We start from the raw sequence: 17,149 nt of genomic DNA on the forward strand, positions 1-17,149 counted from the left end.
CGTTACGAATCAGGGTCAAGACGCCCAGTCTTGACCCCGATTCGCGCCTTGCACTTCATCCCAAACAGGGCAAGCTCGCACTCACGCCTATTTATGAAATGAGTTCTAATACAGAGCAGCAAACCGTCGGGCAGCGCCACTGACATCATCTTGCATATACACGCTGCTGATAGCCGCCACCATGTCGCTTCCCTGCGCAATCAGCGGCAGGCAATTTTCCTGCGTCATGCCGCCGATGACGACCACCGGCAGCGGAATTTCTTTCTTCGACTCGGCGACGATTTCCGGCGCGGTCTTGAATTCGTACTTCTTCACGCGCGACGGATAGAAACCGCCGAACGCCACATACGTCGCACCGGCGGCGTAGGCGTCGCGCGCCAGTTGCAGGGTCCCGTAGCACGAAGCGCCGACGATCTTGTCCTTGCCGACTTGCGCGCGCACGTCCGCCACCGACGCATCGGTGCCGCCGACGTGGATGCCTTCTGCATCGAGTTCGATACAGAGATCAACATAGTCGTTGATGATGAATGGCGTGTTGTGACGACGGCAGACTTGCAGCAGCGCACTCGCCTGCTCTTTGCGTAGTGCTGCATTGGCGGTCTTGTGGCGGTATTGCACCAGCGTCGCGCCGCCTTTGATCGCTTGCTCGGTGGCGCCGACCAGCTTGTCGGTGTCGTCCCAGTCCGGGGTCACGATGTAAAGACCGCGCAAGGACCACTGTTTTGCTTCACTCATTTCCGCTCTCCTGCAAATAGGGGCACGCGATTGGGGATGCGTTGACCCGGCGCAATCGCGTAAGAAGTTTCCAGCGCATGCTGGCAATAGCGCTGCGCCGCTTCGATGGCGTCGCGCATGTCGAGACCCTGTGCCAATTGCGCCGACAAGGCTGCTGCCAATGTGCAGCCGCTGCCGTGAAATTCATCCGGCAAGCGTGACCAGTTCCAGGATTCAAATGCCCCGTCGGGACCGAACCAGCGATTGACCACATCCTGATGTTGCGGCCCATGCCCGCCCTTGAGCAGCACATGCTTGCAACCGCGCTGCATCAGGATGTCAGCTTGCCGCTCCGGCGCATGCTCGCTGCCACATAACCGGTTGGCCTCGTTGAGATTGGGAGTGATGACCGTCGCGACGGCATGAAGAGATTCAATCGCCAGCGCCGCATCATCGGTCGACAATTGATCGCCCTTGCCGTTGGCGAGCACGGGGTCGAACACCACCGGCAAGTCCGGCTGACGCGCGCGCAATTGCAGAATCAGATCCGCAATCGTCTCGGCGTTGCGACGATTGCCGGCAATCCCGAGCTTGACCGCCTTGATGTCGAAGCGATCAATCAGCACCTGCGCCTGATGACGAATCAACTCCGCATCAATCGGATGCACGGCGAACACGCTGACGTTGTCCTGTACCGTCAGCGCCGTCGGCACCGACAACGGATGGCAACCGAGCGCGCTGATGGCCGGAATATCCGCCTGCATGCCGGCGCCGCCGCTCGGATCGGAACCGGAAAACACCAGCACGCACGGCGGCGGCGAACGATAGGAAGACATGACCTGACTCAGACGACCCGGCCCGCCATCGGCGACGATGGCGACGCGGCAAAGCGTTTCGAAATCCGCCCGGCGAGGAAGGCTTCACGACCGGCCTCCACCGCCAGTTTCATCGCCCGCGCCATGCGAATCGGATCGCGCGCGCCGGCAATCGCGGTATTCATCAGCACGCCGTCGCAACCGAGCTCCATCGCAATGGCCGCATCGGAAGCGGTGCCGACGCCGGCATCGACCAGCACCGGAATCTTGGACTGCTCGATGATCAGCGACAGATTCCACGGATTCAGGATGCCCATGCCGGAGCCGATCAGCGACGCCAACGGCATCACCGCCACCACGCCGATGTCTTCCAGCATGCGCGCCTGGATGGGATCGTCGCTGCAATACACCATCACGTCGAAACCATCCTTCACCAGCGTCTCGGCAGCTTTCAGGGTCTCAGGCATGTTCGGGAAGAGTGTCTTCTCGTCGCCCAGGACTTCCAGCTTGACCAGCTTGTGACCGTTGAGCAGCTCACGCGCCAGTTGCAACGTGTAGACCGCATCTTCGGCGTTGTAGCAACCGGCCGTATTCGGCAGGATGGTGTAACGCGAAGGCGGCACCACGTCGAGCAAACTCGGCGCATTCGGATCCTGCCCGATGTTCACGCGGCGGATCGCCACCGTGATGATGTCGGCGCCGCTGGCCTCGGTGGCGAGCCTGGTCTCGGTCAGATCCTTGTACTTGCCGCTGCCGACCAGCAGGCGCGAGTTGTAGGTCTTGCCCGCGATCGTCAAGCCGGTATCGGCGGACAAAGCGGGAGTATCGTTCATATTCATTTCAGATCCTTTCAAGCATTTGCATACTGTTGCAAACGACGCTGGGACGACGGACTAATTGGCTTCAGCGAAACAGCGATGCCGAAGGCGAGCCCCCTCGGCGAGGCGAAGCGAGCCGGACAAGAAGTTCCGCTTGGAGCCGGCCAGTGATGCGATGCGAAAAATGGAAAAAGAAGGAAAAACTGTCTGAGCGAAGCGAGTTTTTTTCCTTCCCATTTTTTGCTTCGCAGCACTGGGAACCCCGAAGGGGCCGGATCCCGCGGTCGCCTTTCTTTGCTTACTTTCTTTGGCGAAGCAAAGAAAGTGAGCGGCTGCCGGGCCGCACCCGGCAACCCCGGTAGTCCGAAGAAAGAACAACCCCAGTTACAGCCACAAACCAGTCCGAAGAAAAAACACGCCACTGGGTCCTGACTTTCGTCAGGACGACGGAGGTGAAAAATCAACCACCACCAATCGCTCGAACAACATCCACCCTATCTGCCTCGGCCAACACCCGTCCGGCCCAAGCCTGCACAGGCACCACCTGCCGGTTAACCGCCACCGCCACCGCCTTCCCGGTCAGCTCCAGCGCAGCAATCAGCTGCACCAGATCAGCTCCGTCGGCGATGGCATGCGGCTTCCCATTCAATTCAATCTGCATCGCATTCACCACGCACAATCAGGTCTTGGAATAAATCTCGGCGCCCATCTTCACGAACTCCACCGACTTCACTTCCATGCCCTGCTTCAAGGCCGCGATTTCCGAGATGCCTTCCTTGGCGGCGTAGTCGCGCACTTCCTGCGTGATCTTCATCGAGCAGAAATGCGGGCCACACATGGAGCAGAAATGCGCCACCTTGGCCGAATCCTTGGGCAAGGTTTCGTCATGGAATTCGCGCGCCTTGTCCGGATCGAGGCCGATGTTGAACTGGTCTTCCCAGCGGAATTCGAAACGCGCCTTCGACAGCGCGTTGTCGCGGATCTGCGCGCCCGGATGGCCCTTGGCCAGGTCGGCGGCGTGCGCGGCGATCTTGTAGGTGATGATGCCGTCCTTGACGTCGACCTTGTTCGGCAGGCCCAGATGTTCCTTCGGCGTGACGTAGCACAGCATCGCCGTGCCGTACCAGCCGATCTGCGCGGCGCCGATGCCGGAGGTGATGTGGTCGTAGCCCGGCGCGATGTCGGTGGTCAACGGGCCCAGCGTGTAGAACGGCGCTTCGTGGCACTGCTCCAGTTGCAGGTCCATGTTTTCCTTGATCAGGTGCATCGGCACGTGGCCGGGACCTTCGATCATGACCTGCACGTCGTGCTTCCACGCGATCTGCGTCAGTTCGCCCAGCGTCTTCAGTTCGCCCAGTTGCGCTTCGTCGTTGGCGTCGTAGATCGAACCCGGACGCAAGCCGTCGCCGAGGCTGAAGCTGACGTCGTAGGCCTTCATGATGTCGCAGATGTCTTCGAAGTGCTCGTACAGGAAGGATTCCTTGTGATGCGCCAGGCACCATTTCGCCATGATCGAGCCGCCGCGCGAGACGATGCCCGTCATGCGCTTGGCGGTCAGCGGCACGTATTGCAGGCGCACGCCGGCGTGGATGGTGAAGTAGTCGACGCCCTGCTCGGCCTGCTCGATCAGCGTGTCGCGGAAGATTTCCCAGGTCAGGTCTTCGGCCTTGCCGTTGACCTTTTCCAGCGCCTGGTAAATCGGCACGGTGCCGATCGGCACCGGAGAATTGCGGATGATCCATTCGCGCGTTTCATGGATGTTCTTGCCGGTCGACAAGTCCATGACGTTGTCGCCGCCCCAGCGGATGGCCCAGGTCATCTTTTCGACTTCTTCGCCGATGGACGAGGTCACGGCCGAATTGCCGATGTTGGCGTTGATCTTCACCAGGAAGTTGCGGCCGATGATCATCGGTTCGACTTCCGGGTGATTGATGTTGGCGGGGATGATGGCGCGGCCGCGGGCGACTTCGTCGCGCACGAATTCCGGCGTGATCATGGCTGGAATGGAAGCGCCGAACGATTGGCCCGGGTGCTGGCGGCCCATCAGGTCGGCCAGCTTGTTGCCCATCGGGCCGGAGGCTTTCAGTTGCTCCAGGTATTCCTGGCGGCGCAGGTTTTCGCGGATGGCGATGTATTCCATCTCCGGCGTGATGATGCCTTTGCGCGCGTAATGCATCTGCGTGACATTGCCACTGAGGTTACCGCCGGCTTTGGCGCGGCGCGGCTTGCGATGCAGGTTGAAACGCAGCTCGGCCAGCGCCGGATCGTTGAGGCGCTGCCGGCCGTATTCGGAAGTCGGACCGTCGAGTTCTTCGGTGTCGTCGCGCTCCAGGATCCACGGCAGGCGCGGCGTCGACAGGCCGTTGCGGATGTCGATCTTGGCGTCCGGATCGGTGTACGGACCGGAGGTGTCGTAGACATAGATCGGCGGATTCTTTTCCGAGCCGAACATCGCCGGCGTGTCGGACTGGCTGATCTCGCGCATCGGCACGCGGATATCGGGACGCGAGCCGGTGACGTAGATCTTGCGGGAATTCGGTAAAGGCTGGACGGCTGCTTCGTCTACCGTGGCGGTAGCGGAGAGGAATTTCGGATTGGCGTTCATTTTGGCTCCTTTGCTTGAAATTACTTGGCTTGGAGCCAGCAAAGGAGGATACGGAGAGATGGCGATGGAGGTGATAAAAATGGTCCACACGCCGGTCCGGCAGCTTCCCTTCGCTGGCATTACCCAGATCAGGTTCAAGGGTATTTCTCACCCGTTTGCCGTACTTTGGCATTCAGGACCCCTAGCATTTTGTTTCTCTTACTACGTTCAGTTTCAAACGTCGTGGGCCGGATTCTACACCCATAATCCGGCCCGTGACATCACAAATTTCCACTAGTTGTCATCAAAGAAATCCTATGGAAATCCATGGCACCGCAGCAACAATCAGCAGCCCGGCAAGCAGCGCGCCGAGGTAAGGCCAGATCTTGCGCATGCCGGCATCGGGGCTGACGCGGCCGATGGTGCAGGCGCTGTAATAGCCCAATCCGAACGGCGGCGCGAACAAGCCGATGCCCATCGCGAGGATCACCACCATCGCGTAATGCACCTCGTGCACGCCGAGTTGCTTGGCGATCGGAAACAGCAACGGCCCGAACAGCACCATCGCCGGAATCCCTTCCAGCACGCTGCCCAGCACGATGAAGGTGACGATGGAAATCAGCAGGAACCCCCAGCGTCCGCCCGGCATCAGCGACATGATGTGCGCCAGGTCGTGCGAGAAACCTGACTGCGTCAGCGCCCACGCCATGCAGGTCGCGGTGCCGATGATGAACAGGATCGCCCCCGACAGCGAAGCGGTTTCGACCAGCATCGGATACAGGCGCTTCACGTCGAAGCGGCGATAAACGAGGATGCCGACCACGATCGTGTAGGCGATGCCGATGGTGGACACTTCGGTCGCCGTCGCCACGCCTTCCACCACCGCGGTGCGGATCAGCACGGGAATCGCCAGTGCCGGCAGCGCCACGACGAAGGTGCGCAGCACGACTTGCAGCGACGCGCGCTTGACGTCCTTGAGGTTGCTCTCCGAGATGCGTTGACGCGCAAGGATCGCCAGCGCAACCGCCAGCACGATGCCCGGCAACAAGCCGCCGGTGAACAGCGCCGCAATCGACACGCCGGTGACCGAACCGATGGTGATCAGCACCAGCGAGGGCGGAATCGTCTCGGCCATGGCGCCGGATGCGGCCAGCAAGGACACCAGTTCACCCTCTTCCATGCCGCGCTTCTTCATCTCGGGAAACAGCACCGGCGCCACCGCCGCCATGTCGGCCGTCTTGGCGCCGGAGATGCCCGACACCAGCATGATCGCGCCCAACAACACGTACGACAACCCGCCGCGCACGTGCCCCAGCAGCGAGGCAAGAAAAGCCACCATGGCCTTGGCCATCTGCGTCATTTCTATCAGTTGTCCGAGCAGGATGAACAGCGGCACCGCCAGCAGAATCAGCGAACTCATGCCTTCGTTGACGCGACCCGGCACCACCTCCAGCGGCGTCGACGTGGTGCACAGCAAATAGGCAATCGTCACCAGCCCGAAACAGAATGCGATCGGCACCCCGGCCAACACGCCTGCACCCAGCAGCAGGATGAAGAAGAACGCCAGGTTCCAGTTGCCCATGGCTTGCAGCTGGCTGCCGCCCAGATACAAGGCCGCCGCAATCGCCGCCAGCACCAGCGCGACGAACCCCAGATCGCGCCAGCCGTGACGCGCCAGACGCAGGCCGGAGACGCACAGCATCAGCACGCAGCCCACCCCCAGCGCCGCTTCGCGTACGGTGCCGGGCAAACCCAGCGCGGGCGTTTCCACCACCCATTCGTTTTGTGCGTATTCGATGGCAGGCAGCAGCAGCAAACCGATGAACAGGCAAGGCGTGCCGACCGCAATCGCTTCGACGCGCGCGCGCCAGGCCGGCGACAGTTTGCCGATCAGCGCCGTCATGCGCATGTGTTCGCCGCGTCGCAAGGCCACCGCCGCGCCGAACATCGCCAGCCACAGGAACACCGTCGACGCCAGCTCATCGGCCCACACCAGCGGCTGATGCAGCACGAAGCGCGAGAACACGCTGGTCAGCAAAATGCCCACCTCCGCCACGACGGCGATGGCGGCCGGAATCTCGATGAGCATGCCCAGCGCGCGGTCCAGGTGCGTCAAACCCAGACTGGGGCGCGGCATGGTCTCGATGTGATGGCCGGCGGCCATCATGCCAACTCTCCGGAGTATTGCTGCAGCAAGTGCCAGCCTTGCTCGCCGAACTTGGCTTTCCAGTCTTTGTAGAACGTGGTCTTGCGCAAGGCGTCGCGGAAGGCGTTCTTGTCGACGTCGATGAATTGCAGGCCCTTGCCGGTCAATTCCTGGCGCAGCGAATCGTTGAGCCTGGCGATGTCGGCGCGCTGATCCAACGCCGCCTTGTCGAATTCGCGCAGCACGATGGCCTGCACATCCGCCGGCAATTTCTGGAAGGCGCGCTTGTTGCCGAGCACCAGGTACGCATCCCACACATGGCTGGTCATGCTGCAATATTTCTGTACTTCATACAGGCGCGCGGTGGCGATGATGGGCAACGGATTTTCCTGGCCTTCGACCAGCTTGGTCTGCAACGAGGAATACACCTCGTTGAAGTTGATCGGCGTCGGCCCGGCGCCCAGCGACTGAAACAGCGAGGTCAGAATGGGCGCTGCCGGCACGCGCAGCTTCATGCCGCGCAAGTCGTCCGGCGTGCGGATCGGCTTGACGCCCGAAGTGATCTGGCGGAAACCGTTGTTCCAGCTGCGCGACATGCTCATGACGCCGACCTTGTCGATCTGGCTGAAGATGTACTTGCCGAGATCGCCGTCCATCGCCTTCCACACTTCATCGTAGCTGGAAAAGGCAAAGCCGGTGTTGACGATGCCGGCCGCCGGCACCAGCGTCGCCAGGATGGAAGCGGCGATGTTGAAGAACTCGACGCCGCCGTTGCGCACCTGCGCCAGCAAGTCGGTATCCGAACCGAGCTGGTTGGCCGGAAACAGCTTGATGTCGACGCGGCCGCTGGTGGCCTCCTTGATGCGCGTGATGGCGTCTTGCGCGCGCTTGTTGACCGGATGCGTCGGGTCCTGGCCGGTGGCGAACTTGTAGTTGAATTCCGCGGCGTGAGCGTATTTGGTGATCCATGCCGACATCGGCAGGGCTGCGCCGGCGGCGCCGTAAGTGAGTAGCTTGCGGCGGGTGATCCCGCTCTGCGTAAGTGTGTCCTTGGTCATGTCTGTCTCCTTGATATTGGTTTTACTTGTTATTGCATGCGATCTTCCTGTCTTGTTTCCTTTGCGGATAAGCGGCGTTCAGAGCCACGATTTGATGTTGGCCGACATCACCGCGGCGGAGATGCCGTAGCGGTCGTGCAGGGTCGGCAAGGCGCCGGCGTCGAGGAAAGCATCCGGCAGGCCGATCTGGCGGAAAGCCGGCGGCCGCACGTTGGCGCGCATCAGCACGCCGGCCACCGCTTCGCCGAGGCCGCCGACGACGGAGTGGTTTTCGGCGACGATGACCATGCGGCCGCTGCGCGCCGCTTCCTTGCGGATGGCGTCTTCGTCGAGCGGTTTGATGGTCGGCACATGCAGCACGCCGACGTCGACGCTGTCCTTTTGCAGCAGCTTGGCCGTTTCCAGTGCGCGCATGGTCATCAGGCCGGTGGAAATGATCAGCACATCGCGACCGTCGCGAATCATCTTGGCCTTGCCCAGTTCGAACTTGTAGTTGTACTCGTCCAGCACGGCCGGCACGTTGCCGCGCAGCAGGCGCATGTAGACCGGTCCCTGGTGGTCGGCGATCTGCGGCACGGCCTGTTCGATGTCGAGCGCGTCGCAGGGATCGACGATGGTCAGGTTGGGCATGGCGCGGAAAATCGCCAGGTCGTCGGTGGCCTGGTGGCTCGGACCATAGCCCGTGGTCAATCCCGGCAAGGCGGCGACGATCTTGACGTTGAGGCTCTCCTCGGCGATCGCCATGCAGATGAAGTCGTAGGCGCGGCGCGAGGCGAACACGGCGTAAGTGGTCGCAAACGGCACCATGCCTTCGCGCGCCATGCCGGCGGCGGCGCCCATGAGCAATTGTTCGGCCATGCCCATTTCATAGAAGCGCTCCGGGTGCTCCTTGGCGAAGATGTGGAGGTCGGTGTACTTGGCCAGATCGGCGGTCATGCCGACGATATCGGTGCGAACCTTGGCCAGTTCCGCCAGCGCGTGGCCGAACGGCGCCGGACGCGTGGCCTGCCCCTCGGCCGCCAGCGAGGCGATCATCGCCGAGGTGGTCAGACGCGGCTTGGCGGGCGCCTCGTTTTTTACGTTGCTCTGTTTTTCTTTAACCTGACTCATGCTTCGCTCCCGACATAAAGCGTATCGAGCGCGAGTTGCCATTCTTCAGGATCGACACGGATAAAGTGATTCTTTTCGCGCCCTTCGAGGAAAGGCACGCCCTTGCACATCTTGGTGTCGCAGATGATCACGCGCGGCTTGTCTTCCGCCAGCACGCGCGCGCGATCGAATGCCGCGACCACTTCCTTGAGATTGTTGCCGTCGACACGCTGCACATACCAGCCGAAGGCCTGCCACTTGTCGGCCAGCGGTTCGAAGTTGAGCACGCTCCTGGACGGGCCGTCGGCCTGCTGGTTGTTGACGTCGACGATGGCGATCAGGTTGCCGAGCTTCCAGTGCGCGGCGGACATGGCGGCTTCCCAGGTCGCGCCTTCGTCGAGCTCGCCGTCCGACAGCAGGTTGTAGACGAAGGAAGACGACTTCTTGCGCTTGAGGCCGAGCGACATGCCGACCGCCACCGTCAGTCCCTGCCCAAGCGAACCGCCGGTGATTTCCATGCCCGGCGTATAGGCCGCCATGCCCGACATCGGCAAACGACTGTCGTCGCCGCCGTAGGTTTCCAGTTCTTCTTCGGGCAGCACGCCGGCTTCGATCAGCACCGCATACAGGGCAATCGCGTAGTGGCCGATCGACAGCAGGAAGCGGTCGCGCTCTTCCCAGTGCGGATCGTCCGGTTTGTAGCGCAACGCGCGAAAGTACGCGACGGCAAGCACGTCGGAGATGCCCAGCGCCTGGGCGATGTAGCCCTGCCCTTGCACCTCGCCCATGCGCAGCGCTTTTTTGCGGATGCGATAGGCGCGCTCGGCGAGGGTGAAGTTTTGTTCCATGGTGGTCATCGCAACTCCTTAGTGAATCAGCATGCCGCCGTTGACGTCCAGCGTGACGCCGGTCAGGTAGGACGACAGGTCGCTGGCGAGGAAGAGGCAGCTGTTGGCGACGTCGTCCGCGACACCGAGCCGATTGAGCGGAATGCCTTTGAGGATCTCGACCTTCATCTCGTCGGTCAGCTTGCCGGCGGTGATGTCGGTCTGGATCAGGCCGGGCGTGAGCGAGTTGACGCGGATGTTGTCCGGCCCCAGCTCGCGCGCCATGGCGCGCGCCAGTCCGAGCACGCCGGCCTTGGCGGCGGAGTAATGCGGACCGCCGAAGATGCCGCCGCCGCGCTGCGCCGACACCGACGACAGGCAGACGATGGAACCGCTGCGGCGGCTGCGCATGTGCGGGATCAGCGCCTGGCTCATGTAGAGCGTGCCGCGCAGCGAGACGTCGGTGACGGCTTCGTAGTTTTCCGGCTGGATGTCCATGATCTTCAGCGGCTGCGTGATGCCGGCGTTGTTGACCAGGATGTCGACCTGGCCGAGACGCTGCAGGATTTCCTTCGCGGCGCGTTCGCAATCGGTCTTGACGGTGACGTTGCAGGCCAGCCCGATATGGCCGGCGCCGATGTCGTTGGCAGCGGCAACAGCGGCGGCTTCGTCCAGATCGAGAATGGCGACGCGGCCGCCATGCGCGGCAAACAGGCGGGCCACGGCCTTGCCGATACCGCGAGCGGAAGCAGCGCCGGTGATGACGGCGACTTTGTCTTTGAGTAACACGGTTGTCTCCTTGGTGGATTTGTTTGTTCTTGGCGCCGGGCCGATTCTTTTAGATTTATTTCACAACGGACCTGGACGACGGATGGAGTATTTCACCCGGCTCATAGGCCAGCAAGCTAGAATCCCTCAACATGCTTTGAATAATTTTCATAACAAGAACAAGCAAAAAATCCTGCAGGGAGACACGCCATGCACCATCTGCCGCCGCTCAAGTCAGTCATCGCCTTCGAGGTCGTCGCGCGCCTGGGCAACATCAGCAAGGCCGCCGAAGAACTCAATTTGACGCCCTCGGCCGTCAGTCACCAGATCACCAATCTGGAGAATTTCGTCGCGCTGAAACTGTTCCACCGCACCTCGCGCGGCGTCGCCCTCACGCCGGCCGGCGAGCGCTACCAGCAAAGCCTCGCGGGTGCGCTGGCGCTGATTGCCAGCGCCGCGCAGAACGCGCGCGCCGACGACGGCATCGAGGTGCTGCGCGTGCATGCTTCGCCCAGTTTCGCCAGCCTGTGGCTGATGCCGCGGTTGCCGCATTTCATGCACGAGCATCCCGACATCCGCATCCGGCTGTCGGCGTCGTACATGCATTCCGATTTTTCGCAGGGCGAGATCGATCTGGATATCCGGTATGGAGCAGCGCGCTGGGCCGACCTGCATGTCGAAACGATTGCGACGGAAGAAGTGATGCCGATGATCAGTCCGAGGCTGGCCGAGCGGCTGAAGCTGCGCACGCCGCAGGATCTGCTGCAGCAAAGCCTGATTTTTTCGGAAGTGAACCTGGTGCAATGGCCGCAATGGTTCGCCGCGCACGGCATCCAGCTTGCCCCGAGCCAATATGCCCTCAGCTTCGACCGCGCCTATCTGGCGATCGAGGCGGCGATACAGGGACTGGGTGTGGCGCTGGACAGCGCCTGGCTGGCCGATGCGGCGCTGAAGGAAGGCCGGCTGGAGCCGGTATTTCCGGACCGCAAGGGCATCCGGGTGCACGCGCATCATCTGGTATATCCGGCCACGCATGGGAAATGGACCAAGGTGGAGCGTTTCAAACGCTGGCTGTTGGCACAGGTGCAACAACGGTGATGCGCCGAATTTCGGGCTGGAAGCCTGTTTGGGCGGCGACTCCTTTATAATGGACGGTTTCGCAAAAACACACGTCAAATCATGGAATTAGCCAAGTCGTTCGAGCCTGCCGAGATTGAAAAATTCTGGCGCGAAGAGTGGGAAAAGCGCGGGTATTTCGCCGCCACCACCGCACCGGAAAAGCCGTCGTTCAGCATCCAGCTGCCGCCGCCGAATGTGACCGGCACGCTGCACATGGGCCATGCCTTCAACCAGACCATCATGGACGGCCTGACGCGCTACCATCGCATGCGCGGTTTCAACACCGCCTGGATCCCGGGCACCGACCACGCCGGCATCGCCACGCAAATCGTGGTGGAACGCCAGCTCGACGCACAAAAGGTTTCGCGCCATGATCTCGGCCGCGAGAAGTTCATCGAGAAGGTGTGGGAGTGGAAGGAAAAATCCGGCTCCACCATCACCGGCCAGATGCGCCGCATGGGCGCCTCGACCGACTGGGATCGCGAATACTTCACGATGGATCCGAAGATGTCGAATGCGGTCACGGAAGTTTTCGTGCGGCTGTTCGAGCAAGGCCTGATCTATCGCGGCAAGCGCCTGGTGAACTGGGATCCGGTGCTGGGCACGGCGGTGTCCGACCTTGAAGTGGTGTCGGAGGAAGAAGACGGTTCGATGTGGCATATCCGCTATCCGTTAACGGACGGCAGCGGTCACATCACGGTCGCGACGACGCGTCCGGAAACCCTGCTGGGCGACGTCGCCGTGGCGGTCGATCCGACCGACGAGCGTTATGCGCACCTGGTCGGCAAGATGCTCAAGCTGCCGCTGACCGATCGCGAAATCCCGATCATCAAGGATGAATACGTCGACAAGGAATTCGGCACCGGCTGCGTGAAGATCACGCCTGCGCACGATTTCAACGATTATGCCGTATGGCAACGACACAAAGGCCAGAACGGGATTCCTACGGAAGTTGTGTCGATATTCACCCTCGACGCGAAAATTGAAACAAACAAGCCCAATCAGTCCGAGTATGTAAACTCAGCCTTTGACAAACGACCACAAATCGACGGCAAGGCGATGGTTACAGGTTTTGCGATCAGCGCATTCACCATGTTAGAAAGCATTCCAGAACGATACATTGGCCTAGATCGTTTCGAAGCACGCAAGCAGATGGTCGCCGACCTCGACGCCCAAGGCCTGCTGGAACTGGTCAAGCCGCACAAGCTGATGGTGCCGCGCGGCGACCGTACCGGCGTCGTGATCGAGCCGATGCTGACCGACCAGTGGTTCGTCGCGATGAGCAAGCCGGCGCCGGAAGGCACCTACTTCCCCGGCAAGTCGATCGCCGAAGTGGCGCTGGAAAAAGTCGCCAACGGCGAGATCAAGCTGATTCCGGAAAACTGGAACAATACCTACAACCAGTGGCTCAACAACATCCAGGACTGGTGTATCTCGCGCCAGCTGTGGTGGGGCCATCAGATCCCGGCGTGGTACGACGAAGACGGCAAGGTCTACGTGGCGCGCACCGAAGCGGAAGCCCAGGCGCAAGCCGGCGGCAAGACCGTGACGCGCGACAACGACGTGCTCGACACCTGGTTCTCGTCGGCGCTGGTGCCGTTCTCGACGCTGGGCTGGCCGGAAGAGACGCCGGACTACAAACTGTTCCTGCCGTCGTCGGTGCTGGTGACCGGCTTCGACATCATCTTCTTCTGGGTGGCGCGCATGGTCATGATGACCACGCATTTCACCGGACAGGTGCCGTTCAATACGGTCTACGTGCACGGCTTGGTGCGCGACGCCAGCGGCCAGAAGATGTCCAAGTCCAAGGGCAACACGCTCGACCCGATCGACCTGATCGACGGCATCGGCGTGGATGAACTGGTCGCCAAGCGTACCGTCGGCCTGATGAATCCGAAGCAGGCCGCCAGCATTGAAAAGGCGACCCGCAAGGAGTTCGCCGACGGCATCCCGGCCTTCGGCACCGACGCACTGCGCTTCACCTTCGCTTCGCTGGCGACGCTGGGCCGCAACATCAACTTCGACCTCGGCCGCTGCGAAGGCTATCGCAATTTCTGCAACAAGCTGTGGAACGCCACCCGCTTCGTGCTGATGAATACCGAAGGCCAGGACTGCGGTTTCGACGGCCACGTCAAGGGCGAATGCAACAAGGAAAAGCTGCAGTTCTCGCAAGCCGACCGCTGGATCGTGTCGCTGATGCAGCGCACCGAAGCCGAAGTGGAAAAGGGCTTTGCCGACTACCGCTTCGACAACATCGCTTCGGCGATCTACAAGTTCGTCTGGGACGAGTACTGCGACTGGTACCTGGAAATGGCCAAGTCGCAAATCCAGAACGGCAATGAAGCGCAACAACGCGCGACGCGCCGCACCCTGCTGCGCGTGCTCGAAGGCGTGCTGCGCCTGGCGCATCCGGTGCTGCCTTTCATCACCGAAGCGCTGTGGCAAAGCGTGGCGCCGCTGACCGACAAGAAGCTCGACCCGGCCGGCGATTCGATCATGCGTCAGCCTTATCCGAAAGCCGATCTGGAGAAGATCGATGCCGAAGCGGAAGCGTGGATGACGCAACTGAAGACGCTGACCGATGCTTGCCGCAATCTGCGCGGCGAGATGCAATTGTCGCCGGCCTTGCGCGTACCGCTGATCATTGAAACTGCCAATGCGGAATCGGTGAATTCCTTCCTGCCGTATCTGCAATCGCTGGTGAAGCTGAGCGAAACGCAAGTCGTGACGCAACTGCCGGAGTCGCCTGCGCCGGTCGCCATCGTCGGCGACCTGAAGCTGATGCTGAAGGTGGAGATCGACATCGCCGCCGAACGCGAACGCATGACCAAGGAGATCGCCCGCATCAGCGGCGAGATCGTCAAGGCCAACGCCAAACTGTCCAACGAGAGCTTCGTCGCGCGCGCGCCGGAAGCGGTCGTGGCGCAAGAGAAAGAACGCCTCGCCAACTTCAGCACCACACTGGCGAAACTGGAAGAGCAACTGGCGAAGTTGAAATAAGCTGAAATAAGCCTTTCGTCGCACTTCCGACCAGCCGTCGCCCCGCAAAGGGCGGCGGCTTTTTTATTGCCTTGCCGTCCTCTTTTTTAATCCTTGCCGGACGCCTCCGGCTTGTCTACACTAGGCGAACAAAATTAGAACAATCGTGCTTTTATTTAATCCACCAATTTCACCAATGGACGGAGACATCATGAAAACTCGCATCATCCTGGGCAGCACCCTGCTGGCCCTGAGCGCACTGAATATTCTGACGCCGGCAACCGCCTGGGCCGCCGGCGGCTCGCCCGTGGGCCTGTGGAAGAACATCGACGACGCCACCGGCAAACCCAAGGCGTTGATCCGCATCACCGAGAGCGACGGCGAGCTCAAGGGCAAGATCGAGAAACTGTTCCGCGCGCCGGAAGAAGACCAGAATCCGAAGTGCGAAAAATGCGAAGGCGCGCTCAAGGACCAGCCCATCATCGGCATGACCATCCTCTCCGGCCTGAAGAAAGACGGCGACGAATACAACGGCGGCCAGATCCTCGACCCGGCCAACGGCAAGTTATACAAGAGCAAGCTGACCGTGGTGGAAGACGGCAAGAAGCTCAACGTGCGCGGCTACATCGGCATGCCGATGCTGGGCCGCACGCAGGTCTGGGTGCGCGAAGAATAAAGCCGTCCCCGTTCTCGGCAAGCGCTTTATTTCCCACAGCAAAGGCGGCCGGAAGCCTAATGCCGTTCCGTTAGCGTTGAAACTTCATACCCTTATTACAAAGAGCTATCGCCGTCGTCCTGACGAAAGTCAGGACCCAGCGTTCGCTGGGACGACGATGAGCGATGAAAGACGGCAATAGGTTCACTGAACGGCATTAGGCCGCAAGCCGCCTCTATTTTGCCCATGGCAGCCGTTTTCTTGTTTTATAATCAATTCGACCGTGATGTGGAATGGCACGAAACGATAGAGAAAATAAAGCCGGGCAGAGGCGACAAACTCCGCGATCCGCCTGTACGACAAACCGAGGGTTCGCGCAGGGGGGCATATGTTGAGGATGTCGTCTGTATGGCTGTCTTGTCGCAACATTTTCACGCTCGCACTGTCTGCCGCCGTGTTTGCCGCGCCCCTTTCCACCGTGCAGGCCGCCGATGCGTCCGTCAACATCGTGCTGATCGGTTTCGCCGCCCCTCTCGGCGAGTTCAACGCCAGGAGCGGGCGCAATGCCGCCCTGCTGGCAATTGAAGAAGCCAACAAGAACAGCCCTCGCATCGGCGGTCAGCCGGTGTTCTTTCATCTGCTGGAGCAAGACGATAAATCCGATGTCGCCGTCGCGCAATACATCGCACGCGCGCTGGTCGGCAGCAAAGTCATCGGCGTCATCGGCCACGGGAACAGCGCCACCACCCTGGCGGCCGCACCTATCTACAACGAAGCCGGCCTCGCGCACATTTCCCCGACGTCATGGGGCCGCGAGCTCACGCAAAAATCCTACAAGAACGTCTTCCAACTGGTCGGCAACAACGACATCGGCCTGGGATTCGCGGCAGATTATCTGATCCGCGAACAAAAACTCAAACGCGTTTTCATCCTGGATGACGGCGGCTATCTCGGCACGACCATGGCCGACTATTTTGCCGGCTACGTCAAAGCGGGCAATGGTGAAATTGTTCAACGTACGTCCATCAACAGCAAGACCTCCGATTTCAATCCGCCGCTGCAAAAGGCAGAGCAACTGCAGCCCGATCTGATTTTTTTCAGTGGCAGAACCGTGCAGAGCGGCGTGCTGGCCAGCAATCTGCCGCGCTTCCATTTATCGGCGACGCTGTTGCTGACGGGCAACGTGATCAATGATGATTTCCTGCGCAACGTGGCGAAGGTCGACACCCCCATCGTGGCGATCGTGCCCAGCGCACCACTGCAAAAGCGGCCTGCCATGATGAGCCTGCAAAAGAAATATATCGAACGCTTCGACGCCGACATAACGCCGTTCGGCACCTACACGTACGATAGCGTGCATCTGCTGATCGCCGCGGCGAAGAAAGCCAATTCGCTTGAGCGCAGCAAGATCATCGATGCGCTGCATGAGATCAGGTACGGCGGCGTGACCGGCAACATCGCCTTCGACGCCAACGGCGCCTTGCTCAAGCCCGGATACACCTTGTACGGCATTGAACAAAAGAAATGGACGCCGCTAAAGACCTTCGGCGGCAAATGACGGCGACAGGGAGCAACAA

Annotated in this window: 14 protein-coding genes and 1 riboswitch; of the genes, 4 read left to right on the top strand and 10 right to left on the bottom strand. The window is 61.0% G+C overall.

Annotated elements, in window-relative coordinates; all coding sequences use genetic code 11:
- Positions 1–105: 105 nt before the first annotated feature.
- From thiE to PMI16_RS20970, 10 genes are all read right to left on the bottom strand, one after another.
- Positions 106–735: a thiamine phosphate synthase gene (thiE, locus tag PMI16_RS20920; protein WP_007883283.1), complete on the bottom strand. Its 630-nt coding sequence runs from the start codon at positions 733–735 to the stop codon at positions 106–108.
- The gene (thiD, locus tag PMI16_RS20925) at positions 732–1,550 is read right to left on the bottom strand and encodes a bifunctional hydroxymethylpyrimidine kinase/phosphomethylpyrimidine kinase (RefSeq protein ID WP_007883284.1); all 819 of its coding nucleotides are present in this window, start codon (positions 1,548–1,550) and stop codon (positions 732–734) included. The genes thiE and thiD overlap by 4 nt, the downstream gene beginning before the upstream one ends.
- An 8-nt stretch (positions 1,551–1,558) precedes the next feature.
- Positions 1,559–2,368, bottom strand: coding sequence for a thiazole synthase (locus tag PMI16_RS20930; protein ID WP_007883286.1), 810 nt, complete (start codon positions 2,366–2,368; stop codon positions 1,559–1,561).
- Between the two features lie 439 nt (positions 2,369–2,807).
- Positions 2,808–3,008 (bottom strand): sulfur carrier protein ThiS, encoded by a 201-nt coding sequence (gene thiS / locus PMI16_RS20935; RefSeq protein WP_034381663.1) that lies wholly within the window; start codon positions 3,006–3,008, stop codon positions 2,808–2,810.
- 18 nt (positions 3,009–3,026) lie between these two features.
- Positions 3,027–4,952 (bottom strand): phosphomethylpyrimidine synthase ThiC, encoded by a 1,926-nt coding sequence (thiC, locus tag PMI16_RS20940; RefSeq protein ID WP_007883288.1) that lies wholly within the window; start codon positions 4,950–4,952, stop codon positions 3,027–3,029.
- A gap of 88 nt (positions 4,953–5,040) precedes the next feature.
- Positions 5,041–5,145: riboswitch (TPP riboswitch) on the bottom strand.
- A gap of 90 nt (positions 5,146–5,235) precedes the next feature.
- The gene (locus tag PMI16_RS20950; RefSeq protein WP_157212739.1) at positions 5,236–7,095 is read right to left on the bottom strand and encodes a TRAP transporter large permease; all 1,860 of its coding nucleotides are present in this window, start codon (positions 7,093–7,095) and stop codon (positions 5,236–5,238) included.
- Positions 7,095–8,135: a TRAP transporter substrate-binding protein gene (locus PMI16_RS20955; RefSeq protein ID WP_007883297.1), complete on the bottom strand. Its 1,041-nt coding sequence runs from the start codon at positions 8,133–8,135 to the stop codon at positions 7,095–7,097. Before PMI16_RS20955 ends, PMI16_RS20950 begins: the two co-directional genes overlap by 1 nt.
- Positions 8,136–8,213: 78 nt before the next feature.
- Positions 8,214–9,245, bottom strand: coding sequence for a transketolase family protein (locus PMI16_RS20960; RefSeq protein WP_007883298.1), 1,032 nt, complete (start codon positions 9,243–9,245; stop codon positions 8,214–8,216).
- On the bottom strand, positions 9,242–10,081 hold the full coding sequence (locus tag PMI16_RS20965) for a transketolase (protein ID WP_007883300.1): 840 nt from the start codon (positions 10,079–10,081) through the stop codon (positions 9,242–9,244). Before PMI16_RS20965 ends, PMI16_RS20960 begins: the two co-directional genes overlap by 4 nt.
- Positions 10,082–10,090: 9 nt before the next feature.
- The gene (locus PMI16_RS20970) at positions 10,091–10,840 is read right to left on the bottom strand and encodes an SDR family NAD(P)-dependent oxidoreductase (protein WP_007883302.1); all 750 of its coding nucleotides are present in this window, start codon (positions 10,838–10,840) and stop codon (positions 10,091–10,093) included.
- A 189-nt stretch (positions 10,841–11,029) separates the two neighbouring features.
- Between PMI16_RS20970 and PMI16_RS20975 the strand changes: the two genes are divergently transcribed.
- The 4 genes from PMI16_RS20975 (at position 11,030) to PMI16_RS20990 (ending at position 17,130) form a co-directional block, all read left to right on the top strand.
- Positions 11,030–11,917 carry a LysR substrate-binding domain-containing protein gene (locus tag PMI16_RS20975; RefSeq protein ID WP_007883307.1) on the top strand — a complete coding sequence of 296 codons (888 nt, stop codon included), beginning with the start codon at positions 11,030–11,032 and terminating at the stop codon, positions 11,915–11,917.
- A gap of 81 nt (positions 11,918–11,998) precedes the next feature.
- Positions 11,999–14,938: a valine--tRNA ligase gene (locus PMI16_RS20980; protein ID WP_007883308.1), complete on the top strand. Its 2,940-nt coding sequence runs from the start codon at positions 11,999–12,001 to the stop codon at positions 14,936–14,938.
- A gap of 190 nt (positions 14,939–15,128) precedes the next feature.
- On the top strand, positions 15,129–15,593 hold the full coding sequence (locus PMI16_RS20985; protein WP_007883309.1) for a DUF2147 domain-containing protein: 465 nt from the start codon (positions 15,129–15,131) through the stop codon (positions 15,591–15,593).
- 376 nt (positions 15,594–15,969) lie between these two features.
- On the top strand, positions 15,970–17,130 hold the full coding sequence (locus PMI16_RS20990) for a branched-chain amino acid ABC transporter substrate-binding protein (RefSeq protein WP_157212735.1): 1,161 nt from the start codon (positions 15,970–15,972) through the stop codon (positions 17,128–17,130).
- Positions 17,131–17,149: the final 19 nt, after the last annotated feature.

The sequence above is a fragment of the Herbaspirillum sp. CF444 genome, assembly GCF_000282135.1.
Lineage (GTDB): Bacteria > Pseudomonadota > Gammaproteobacteria > Burkholderiales > Burkholderiaceae_D > Herbaspirillum.

What these genes read in the sequence shown, in the direction of transcription:
- thiD (WP_007883284.1), bottom strand. Translation starts at nt 1,550, where the DNA reads ATGTCTTCCTATCGTTCGCCGCCGCCGTGCGTGCTGGTGTTTTCCGGT.
- PMI16_RS20990 (WP_157212735.1), top strand. Translation starts at nt 15,970, where the DNA reads ATGTCGTCTGTATGGCTGTCTTGTCGCAACATTTTCACGCTCGCACTG.
- PMI16_RS20965 (WP_007883300.1), bottom strand. Translation starts at nt 10,081, where the DNA reads ATGACCACCATGGAACAAAACTTCACCCTCGCCGAGCGCGCCTATCGC.
- PMI16_RS20955 (WP_007883297.1), bottom strand. Translation starts at nt 8,135, where the DNA reads ATGACCAAGGACACACTTACGCAGAGCGGGATCACCCGCCGCAAGCTA.
- thiC (WP_007883288.1), bottom strand. Translation starts at nt 4,952, where the DNA reads ATGAACGCCAATCCGAAATTCCTCTCCGCTACCGCCACGGTAGACGAA.
- PMI16_RS20960 (WP_007883298.1), bottom strand. Translation starts at nt 9,245, where the DNA reads ATGAGTCAGGTTAAAGAAAAACAGAGCAACGTAAAAAACGAGGCGCCC.
- thiS (WP_034381663.1), bottom strand. Translation starts at nt 3,008, where the DNA reads ATGCAGATTGAATTGAATGGGAAGCCGCATGCCATCGCCGACGGAGCT.
- PMI16_RS20985 (WP_007883309.1), top strand. Translation starts at nt 15,129, where the DNA reads ATGAAAACTCGCATCATCCTGGGCAGCACCCTGCTGGCCCTGAGCGCA.
- thiE (WP_007883283.1), bottom strand. Translation starts at nt 735, where the DNA reads ATGAGTGAAGCAAAACAGTGGTCCTTGCGCGGTCTTTACATCGTGACC.
- PMI16_RS20950 (WP_157212739.1), bottom strand. Translation starts at nt 7,095, where the DNA reads ATGGCCGCCGGCCATCACATCGAGACCATGCCGCGCCCCAGTCTGGGT.
- PMI16_RS20980 (WP_007883308.1), top strand. Translation starts at nt 11,999, where the DNA reads ATGGAATTAGCCAAGTCGTTCGAGCCTGCCGAGATTGAAAAATTCTGG.
- PMI16_RS20930 (WP_007883286.1), bottom strand. Translation starts at nt 2,368, where the DNA reads ATGAATATGAACGATACTCCCGCTTTGTCCGCCGATACCGGCTTGACG.
- PMI16_RS20975 (WP_007883307.1), top strand. Translation starts at nt 11,030, where the DNA reads ATGCACCATCTGCCGCCGCTCAAGTCAGTCATCGCCTTCGAGGTCGTC.